Source organism: Peptoniphilus sp., assembly GCF_034090345.1.
Taxonomy (GTDB): Bacteria; Bacillota; Clostridia; order Tissierellales; family Peptoniphilaceae; genus Peptoniphilus.
In genome coordinates this window covers 20450-29466 of record NZ_JAXDSS010000068.1, presented here as the reverse complement: position 1 = coordinate 29466, position 9017 = coordinate 20450, and the positions used below count along the sequence as shown (strand labels likewise).

The 9017-nt window shown below is 33.3% G+C and carries 4 protein-coding genes; 2 read left to right on the top strand and 2 right to left on the bottom strand.

Annotated features, from left to right (window positions below):
- Nucleotides 1–5015, bottom strand: a 5015-nt coding sequence (locus SOR77_RS05930; protein ID WP_320636231.1) for an S-layer homology domain-containing protein, incomplete at its 3' end; no start/stop codon positions are given.
- 320 nt (nucleotides 5016–5335) lie between these two features.
- Here SOR77_RS05930 and SOR77_RS05925 point away from each other — a divergent pair.
- On the top strand, nucleotides 5336–6661 hold the full coding sequence (locus SOR77_RS05925; RefSeq protein ID WP_320636230.1) for an MATE family efflux transporter: 1326 nt from the start codon (nucleotides 5336–5338) through the stop codon (nucleotides 6659–6661).
- An 88-nt stretch (nucleotides 6662–6749) separates the two neighbouring features.
- A complete protein-coding gene (gene rbr / locus SOR77_RS05920) occupies nucleotides 6750–7337 on the top strand; it encodes a rubrerythrin (RefSeq protein ID WP_004819573.1) in 588 nt (195 codons plus the stop codon).
- A gap of 383 nt (nucleotides 7338–7720) precedes the next feature.
- On the opposite strand, the gene SOR77_RS05915 is transcribed toward rbr, so the two are convergent.
- Nucleotides 7721–9004, bottom strand: coding sequence for a S41 family peptidase (locus SOR77_RS05915; RefSeq protein ID WP_320636229.1), 1284 nt, complete (start codon nucleotides 9002–9004; stop codon nucleotides 7721–7723).
- Nucleotides 9005–9017: the final 13 nt, after the last annotated feature.

The following is a 9017-nucleotide window of genomic DNA, read 5'->3' as shown; positions in this document are numbered from 1 at the left end:
ATCCAAGTTCTGCTATCACTGTCTGCAAGATTTACTTTTATTCCTTTAGTCGGGAATTTCCCCAGTAGATCTTTGCCTTCAAATTTTACTTTCTTTAACTCCGATTTATCCTTTTTTTCTTTTTCTTCTTTCTTCTTTTCTCTGTCTTTATTTAATTCTTCTTCTTTCTTCTTTTCTTTGTCTTTATCTTCTATTTTTAAAATTGTCTTTGCAGTCCCGCTTGAAGAAACTATCAAGACATCGTGTTGACCCTTTTGTAATTCATCTATATAGTCTTTTTTGAACTCTATTTTTGTGCTTCCCTCTGTTCTAGTATAGTCCTTTTCATCTACTATATTTTCATCCATCATCACACAAATAAAGTCCTTATTCTCAGCTGTAGAAACTATTGGTTGTAAATTATCAGTTTTCTTATCAATTACCTGTCCTTGACCTTCTTTTACAGTCACACCTTTGTTTTGACTAAGCCTTGAGAATTCTTTTATGCTTTTAAACAACTTGTCTGCACTTACAGCCTTTTTATCTGCTTCGCTCAACACTCCATATGCTGTAAAAGCTTCTTTTATCTTCTCTCCGCTATACTCATCAACTTTGCCTATATTTCCAATCTTTTCTTGAACTTTTTCAACTTCTGTCTTTTCTTTAGGTTGCTGCTTGGCTTCTGTCAGTATTACAAAAGAATTCAATTCATCAACGTTTAATGAAACTTTTCCGTCTTTAACTTCAACATCAGACTCAACAAGTTTACCATCAACAATGTGTAATACTTTTAAAATCTTGCCCTCATAGTTTTGACCTACTTCAAAAACTGCTTCCAATTTATTTTTGTGTCCCCCTGTGAGATACGCTTGATAAGATTTTAATATCTCATATTTATTTACAGGTTCAGATTTTAACCATTGATAAACTGATTGTGGAATTACAATTACGCTCTCTCCATTATCACTTATAACTTTGTCCGCTAATTTCAACTCAGCTGTTTTTTGTATATTCCCTAGAACTTTAATTTTCTTGTCAGAATCTTCAAGAGTTCTATTTTCATAAGCCACTTCTCTTCTGACTGTTGATTTTTCCGGTCTATCCACAACCCAAACTCTCTCTAAAGTTTCATAAGTGGTAGGCTCATATCCATAAACCACTTCAGTTCTTGTATTTAACATATTGTAGTTTATAGCTGACATAATTTCTCTATATGCCCAGTGATTTTTTAAAACATCTGAAAAACTCTTAAGCTTTGACGCATTTGAATTTAATTCAGCCAAACTAAGATATTTTTTAGAAATTCTATTCATCATTGTAACAGCTTCTGCTCTTGTTATCGAATTTTCCGGCTTAAAGCTTCCGTCAGGATAGCCAATTATTATTCCATTTGAATACGCAATATCTATCGCCTTTTCAAATTTATCTCCCTTTATATCCACAAATGGTGCTCTTTGCTCATTGTCTCTTAACACCGGCATTACAAGCCTTGCAAACTCGGCTCTTGTAATCGCATCATTAGGTCTTATTTTATTCCCGTCAGCTAAAAGCATATTGTTGTTAACTGCATAGTTTAATGCCTGATTGTACCAAGAATCTTCAGCATCCGAAAAACCTGTCCTCAAGCTTGATGACACTTTGTTCCCTTGCATTTTCATCATCATTGTTGCAGCTTCTGCTCTTGTTATCGAATTTTCCGGCTTAAAACTTCCGTCCGGATAACCTTCAATATATCCTTCTTCAATTTTAGTTTTCTCAGTTTTATATACTTTTCCCTCGCCGTTTCTCACTAATTTTCTATATTCATAGTGCCCGGTTTCTCTTTGACCTGTAGTTTCATTCTCATATTCCACATGACCTCTTAAGGTTATATCCTTCTCAACTCTTAATTTTTGACCTGTAACACTGTCCACATCTTTAGGATCTTCCGGTGCAGGGGTCGGTTTGGGACTTGGTTTTACTTTATTTTTATTATTCAAAAATACAAAATCGCTATTCTCAACATATATTCCATCATATAACTTTACTCTGAACACAACTTTTAAAAGCTCTGTGTTCGGATAATCACTCATTAATTCATTTTCATTAAAACTTATAACATACTCATCTTTTAAATTTTCTATATCGTAATACTTGTTCTCTAATAAATTCTTTTCAAATTTAGGTGTAGCACCCGCCAAAGTATCAATTTTAGCCTCATACTCATTTTTGTCAATTCTGTAAACAACTAAAGAAGATTCCCCTTCTTTCGTCACATTTTCCAAAAGAGTTTTAAATTTAACCTTTCCGCCACTCAACTTTACATGTAACTTTGTATTATCATGTTTATTTCTTACTTCTTTAATTCCCTCTATTGCCAATTCCGGTTTTATGTACTTAACTATCTCATCAAAACCTTTATATCTGCCATTTTCTTCAGTTCCAAAATTAACTAATTTTTCTCTTTCCGCTTTGCTAAGTTGATTTTTAGCATTGGCTAATTCTTTAGCTTCTTTAACAGCTTCCTTAAATTTATTGATTGAATCAGTATTCCTGGTTATATTAACCCCCTTTAATTCCAACTTCTCTAAAGCAATAGAATCCACAATATTTTTTACAACAACCTTAGCAGCATTGACATCCTCATCAGTAATATCAACTTCCGGAATAATTACAGATGTATCATCTAAATTATCTTTCCGATCAACAACTTGCAAATTGTACTCATTAAATACATCCACTGCCGTTGCTCTTAATAATACCGGCGCAAAACCTTCAACTTCTATAATTACTTCTTCACCTATTTTAAGACCCGTTGCATAAAATTGATTTGCATCTACTCTATAGCCTCTCGCATTATCGCTAACTTCAGTCAATTCTTGATTATTGACCTTTACTTTTGCCTGTTTATTCTTAATTTCTTCTAACCAAGCTCTGCCCTCGTCATTTAAAGTTACTGCTATAGATTTTTGATATACATTAGATGATTTTAAATCAACTCTTTTTATCTTTTTGCCCGGTTTAAAAATATCCGCTGGAACTGCCTCTCCAGATATTTTTTCATCACCATCAGGTCGTAATATTTCATTTGGTATTAGTGAATCTACTTTATACGGTATAGACGACCTTTTCCAATATTCCCTGTACTCTCCATCCCCTCCTTTAGAGTCAATGATCTTTCCCTTTACATTCTTATGAATTTTAATACCATCATTACTCTTAATCGCTCTTTGTTCCTCACTTCCTGCATAAGCATTTCCGGATCTTAAATAGACCTTTTCACAAGAAATATCTCCTCTGCCAACAACTGCATAACCTGCTATATTCTCATCCTTGATCGGATCATGTCCTACTCCTCCCATTGCAACAAGAGTTCCTTCGCCTAAAACTTTTCCATCTTTTAACTCAAGCGCATTTCCTCCTAAAGATGTTGTAACATTAGTTCCTCCTCCATATAAATACAAAGAAGATTTATCAGCTATTGTGAGACTTCCATTCTCTATAGCCATTGCATTCTGTCCCCTATATACCTTTTTAGTTTGCTTATCCTCTCCTGTCGGCGACTCATCCCCTCTTACAAAGACATTGCCTTTGATAAAAGCCTTTCCTTGGACCAATACAACAGGTCTTATATTTTCAAGCGCAGCTCCCCCATCTACCAGATTGTTTGTATGTGAGTACACATATGAATCTTCCAGCACCGCTCCATTTTTTAAAATTATCTGACCCTGTATCGATGTTCCGGATATTAATTTATTTGGATTTTTTGCCTCTATATCACCGGTAAACTTGCCTTCCGTATCATAATTTACTCTTAAAGTACCTCCATCAACTGTAATTTTTCCAAAAATTGAAGAATCATATAAATTTAATACCGCACCCTTTTCAACTATAATATTTACTCCGGAAAGCACCTTCATATATGCCATAGTGAGGTTAGTACCCTCTTTCAATATAAAATCTTGTGTTGGTATCTTATCTTCCCACTTGTGATATTCCCCTTTGGCTCTGTCCGGCTCTTTATTAGTTGCCGGCAATATCTTGCCTAAAACACCATAAACTCCGCTCTCCTTTGAACCTTGCCACAAATGAACATTTTTAGGAACAATAAACTGTTCATTTTTACCTTCCTCAGGTTTTTTTTGGTTAAAATGTGCTATATACCACGGATCCTGTGTGAACAGAACATTATTTGTAACCTTTAATCTGTTATTTACATCTTCAAAAACCTTATCTAAAAATACATTTTCAATATCTACAACAGAAAACCAAGCCGGCTTGCTTTCCGCTTCTCTGCCATATATATCTACAAGTTTAATGCTTACTTGATAATTACTGGGATTTTCAGGTGTACCAGACAAAGTAACCGAGCTGGAATTCGAATTGTACATTGGAGTCATTCCCGATTCTTTAGCTAAAATAATTTTTGTCTTACCCTTATCTGTCTCTATATTAGATTTTCCCAATTCAATCCAATCTTCATTTTTCGGTAATACATTAGGTTCCGTTTCTGCAACCATTACCTTGATATTACTATTTTCATTCGCCTTGGCTGAGCCTGTCGCCCCTGAAATGCCATCATACTTTTTTTGACCCTTAAGCGCAGATTCAAAATAGCCTTCCAACTTCACATGTATTTTTTTATTCGGCTTATGTGCAAAATCTATCCTTTCGAAAATTCCATTTTTTGAATCACCTTTAAAGATAAAATGGTAATCTCCTGCTTTAGTATGTACTGTTATTGTATGTTTATTCTTAAGAGTCTTTATATAGAGTTCCCCTTCTTTTACACAATAAGATGGCTGAGATGAAAAATTTACTCCTTGAAATCCTGATCTTTGTAATTTAAAAATAGAATCAATAGTAACCCCCGTAATATTCTCAGCTTCCTCTTTAGGCTCTATCTTGACCTTTGTAAGAGTTTGATCAATTGAAACCCTACCTAAAGACAATGCCTTGCCATCTATACTACCTGCCATAGGTTTAGCAAAAACTGTAATGCCATTAAATAAAAGCATCATACAAATTGCCATGAAAATTATTCTTTTAAATTTCATAAATCCTCCTTAAAAATTATTTTTGATATTAAATATCATTTATATTTTACTTCTTAAACTACTTATTTGCAACTAATTACCGATATTAAAAATATTTTTTAATCCTAAATTGCAATATCAAATTAAACTATTTTCTATCAAAGATATAAACAATTTTTTATTTAAAACTTTAGAATTTATATATTTAAATTTGAAATTGTAGTATGTATTAGTTGCAATTTTAATAAACACCAAAATTAAGTACTTCTAAAATATACGTGAATGAAAAATTAATTGGTAATAATGTATAATAAGATAATCAATGTATTTGGGGAGAAAAAATGAAATTATCAGAACATTTTACTTATGAAAAATTAATTGAATTTTGTATGCCGTCTATTTTTATGATGTTGTTTACTTCTTTTTATGTGGTCATAGATGGACTTTTTATTTCAAATTTTATAGGCAAGACATCTTTCGCAGCTGTAAACATAATAATTCCTTTTTTACTTATGATTGGGGGATTTGGTTTTATGATAGGTACCGGAGGGAGTGCCTTGGTGTCAAAAACTCTTGGGGAAAAGAAAATTGAACTTGCCGGCAAGCATTTTTCAATGCTTATTTTATTTGCAATAATTTTTGGAATAGGTATAAGCATCATCAGCATTTTGTTCTTAGAGGACATCTGCATAATTCTTGGAGCAAATAGAGATATGATGTCGGATTGCTTGATATATGGAAAAGTATTGTTGATATTTAATGTTTCGTATATGTTACAAAATATCTTCCAAACTTTTTTGGTAACTGCCGAGAATCCCAAGCTTGGCTTAAGGGTTACCGTCTTAGCGGGTATGGCCAATATGGTTTTAGATGCTCTTTTTATTGTCGGATTTAACTGGGGGGTATTTGGAGCGGCTCTTGCAACGGGTATAAGTCAAACTGCCGGTACAGTTATACCTCTAGTATATTTTATAGTTTCTAAGGAAAGTATTTTAAAGTTGACAAAGACTGATATCAAGTGGCACGTCATATTAAAATCTTGTTCTAATGGAATGTCGGAGGTGATGACAAGTATATCGACATCAGTGATAAGTATAGTATATAATTTACAACTTTTAAAGTTTGCCGGAGAGAATGGTGTGGCTGCGTATGGGGCAATTATGTATGTTCAATTTATATTTATTTCAATTTATTTGGGGTATGATATCGGAACTGCTCCTATTATTGGATATAATTACGGTGCAAAAAATCATTTGGAATTGAAGAATATGTTGAAGAAGAGCTTGGTGTTGTTATTTTTATCGGGTATTGTTTTATTTTTAGCGGCTCAAGTTGGAACGGATATTATAAGCAGAGTTTTTGTAGGTTATGATTTGGAGCTTTTTAATATGACATCTAAGGCTTTTAGAATTTTTTCTGTTTCTTTTTTAATTGTTGGATTTAACACTTTTTCATCTTCTTTTTTCACTGCGCTTAACAATGGGTTTGTGTCGGCAATTATTTCGTTTATGAGGACATTTGTATTCCAAATAGTTGCAGTGCTTGTGCTGCCTATTTTCTATGGCCTTAGTGGTATTTGGGCTGCGACTATTGTTTCTGAAGTTTTGGCTTTTTTAGTGGGTATTTCATTTATTATCGGTCTTGGTAAATTTTACAATTATATTTAGGAAAATCGTTAGCTTATTGTGTTTATTTCGCTGAATAAGGGTAATAATTAAAAAGTAGATAAAGTTATTTTAATAGTAGGAGGAAATTATGAAGAGTTTAAAAGGTACACAAACAGCAGTAAATTTGATGGCTTCTTTCGCAGGAGAATCTCAAGCAAATATGCGCTATACTTATGCAGCATCACAAGCAAAAAAGGATGGTTATGTACAAATCCAAAACATATTTGAAGAAACGGCGAGAAATGAAAAAGAGCATGCTAAGAGATTTTATAAATTTTTAAAGAATAGTTTTGACTCCGGAGAAACTATTGAAGTTACAGGAAGTTTCCCGGTGGTTTTCTCAACAACTGAGGAAAACTTGCAAGGCGCAATTGACGGCGAACATGAAGAAGCCAGCGAAATGTATCCTGAATTTGCAGATATTGCAGAAAAGGAAGGCTTCCCTGAGATTGCAAAAGTATTTAGAGAAGTTGCAGAAGTTGAAGAGGCTCACGAGAAGAGATATAGAAAACTTCTTGAAAATATCAAGAATGACAGAGTATTCAAAAAAGATGAGGTAGTTCTATGGAAATGTAACAACTGCGGATATATTCACGAAGGAATGGAAGCTCCTGAAGTTTGTCCGGCTTGTGCTCACCCACGTGCACATTTTGAAGTTTTCAAAGAAACTTACTAAAATTTAATTTGATTTTATGAATCGGGCTTAGGTCCGATTTTTTTTGTAATTATGGGACAAATAAAATAAAATACAGAACACAATTAAAGGGTAGGGAGGGCGTGAGGGAGCATTGCAACTCCCTTAGCCCTCCTTCTAAATAATAAATTATAAAATAAAATATCAACATCTTGGACAAATCAGTTTATTAAGACTAACTCCCTACCATCTATTTATTTTTGTCATTTGCGGGCGGGCCTATGTTGTTTTTTGCTTACTATTTCTCTTTGTCTGTTCTATTTTTATTTCATTTTCTGTCTTGCATATACGTGCCGCCCCTACATTCAAATAAAATTTCATTCATTAAATAAATCAGAACTGTCCGGCGGATCTTTCCCATCGCTCTACTCTTCCAGTCTCAAAACCTCTTGTATGCAAGGCTGGTCTATCAACTCACCACTTGTATCAGGATTGCAAACTATATCCGGTGTGGTCTGTTCCAACTCATTTACACTGCCACTTTCTGTAGTTCCTAAATCATAAGAATATTTCATTACGTATCCGGTGTTAGGAAGGAGTACTTGCATAGGGTCAAAGCCTATACCATCCCCACCGGTTCTCTCTCCAATCAAAGTTGCAAATCCACTTTCTTTTGAAAAAGATGCCATTGCTTCAGCTGCACTGTACACTCCTCTATTAACTAACAGATAAATTTTTCCTTTAAATCTTATTGAGTCATTGTTTGGTTTAACTTCCTGTCCATACCATGTATAAAAATTAAAATCTCTTATAATCTCATTGGTTCTTTCCGGAAATCCAAAAGATTTAATATCATCTTCGCTTAACTTTTTCATATACATTTGCTTTATTAATTTTTTATTTCTGTCCGATTTAATAAAATCATATTCTTTTACACTATAAGGCTTGCTTGCTATGTAAGGATATAAAAATTTTTCATAATAATTTGTATTTCCTCCTCCATTACCTCTAATATCAATTACCAATGCTTTATAGTCTTTGATTTTTTCCAAATATGGTAAAACTATCTTCTTATCTTCATCCACTTCATAGTCTTGTCCCATTACACTTACCTTTATGTAAGCAATGTCTTCTTTTATATCTCCAACCGATATATTTTTACTATTCCCTTCGGCTGTTTTTTTATTTTCTAAAGCAAGATACTTTTCTATAGTATCATTATTAATCATATATCTTGCCCTTGCCTTTGGATTCTCATATTGTCTTGCTATATCTGCTCTCCAACTTGCTTTAGGTGAATTTCTTTTATATATAATATAATTGTCTATTCCATATTGTTCTTGCACAATGTTTGTATGCCCATTATGCAAATCTCCTAAAATTAAATTCATTCTCCTATAAAAATTCGAAGCACTCTTGCTCTTTGCAATTTCTGCTCTGTACTTATCTCTGTTTGCCAACCAATCCACTCCGCTCTTGATTTTATTTACTTCAAAGTATGGATAAGTTTCTTTTAAAACTTCATAGGCATAGTCAAAATCTGCTAAATAATCTTCGGTCGTGGTTACTGTCTGTTCAACTCTCGGCAGGTTTGGAAATGAATTTCCAACCGGTATATATCTATCTATGAATAGAATTATTACACATAAAATTATCAATATTACAACTAATATTGCAACTTTGTTTTTATGCTTCTTAAAATTTTTCATGTCCTCCTCCCAT

Excerpts from the sequence above, each read along its gene's own strand:
- SOR77_RS05925 (WP_320636230.1), top strand. The coding sequence starts at position 5,336 with ATGAAATTATCAGAACATTTTACTTATGAAAAATTAATTGAATTTTGT.
- rbr (WP_004819573.1), top strand. The coding sequence starts at position 6,750 with ATGAAGAGTTTAAAAGGTACACAAACAGCAGTAAATTTGATGGCTTCT.
- SOR77_RS05915 (WP_320636229.1), bottom strand. The coding sequence starts at position 9,004 with ATGAAAAATTTTAAGAAGCATAAAAACAAAGTTGCAATATTAGTTGTA.